The sequence below is a fragment of the Paenisporosarcina sp. P4_E4_2 genome (genome assembly GCF_056401595.1).
Genome location: NZ_JBFUJC010000573.1, coordinates 1 through 1,044 on the forward strand (window position 1 = coordinate 1; position 1,044 = coordinate 1,044).

At 41.7% G+C, this 1,044-nt stretch carries 1 protein-coding gene; it reads left to right on the plus strand.

The annotated features are described in order from the left end of the window. On the plus strand, nucleotides 1-1,044 hold a 1,044-nt coding region (gene guaA, locus AC1DSB_RS19815; RefSeq protein WP_477587485.1), incomplete at both ends, for a glutamine-hydrolyzing GMP synthase.

The following is a 1,044-nucleotide window of genomic DNA, read 5'->3' on the forward strand; positions in this document are numbered from 1 at the left end:
GGTATGCAATTAATGTCTCAACATTTTGGTGGGAAAGTTGAAAAAGCTTCTCATCGCGAATACGGCAAAGCTGAAATTTCAGTTGTTAAAGAAAGTACATTATTCCATGACTTACCGAAGGAACAAATTGTTTGGATGAGTCACGGAGACCACGTGACGGTTGCCCCAGAAGGTTTTGAAGTAATTGCTACAAGCCCATCATGTGCGGTAGCAGCTATCGCTGATGAATCACGCGGTTTATATGCGGTTCAATTCCACCCTGAAGTACGTCACTCGGTTTACGGTATTGAATTGATTCGTCAATTCGTATTTGGCGTTTGTAAAGCTAAAGGTGATTGGTCAATGGAAAGCTTCATCGAGCTTGAAATTGAAAAAATCCGTCAAGAAGTCGGCGATAAAAAAGTATTGTGTGCATTAAGCGGTGGAGTGGATTCATCTGTTGTCGCAGTATTGATTCACAAAGCAATCGGCGATCAATTAACGTGTATGTTTGTCGACCATGGTTTACTTCGTAAAGGCGAAGCGGAGAGTGTAATGAAGACTTTCGCTGATGGCTTCCATATGAATGTCATTAAAATTGATGCACGTGAGCGGTTCATGAACAAACTGGCTGGCGTTTCAGATCCTGAAACAAAACGTAAAATTATCGGCAATGAATTCATTTATGTATTCGACGATGAAGCAGCAAAACTTGAAGGGATGGACTTCCTAGCACAAGGTACGCTTTATACGGATATTATCGAGAGTGGCACAGCTACTGCACAGACTATCAAGTCTCACCACAATGTTGGCGGACTACCTGAAGATATGCAGTTCAAATTAATTGAACCATTAAACACGCTATTTAAAGATGAAGTTCGTGCACTTGGAACAGAGCTTGGAATGCCAGATGAAATTGTATGGCGTCAACCATTCCCAGGTCCAGGTCTTGGAATTCGCGTTTTAGGAGCAATTACAGAAGAAAAACTTGAAATCGTTCGTGAATCTGATGCGATTTTACGTGAAGAAGTAGCTATAGCTGGTCTTGAACGAGATTTCTGGCTG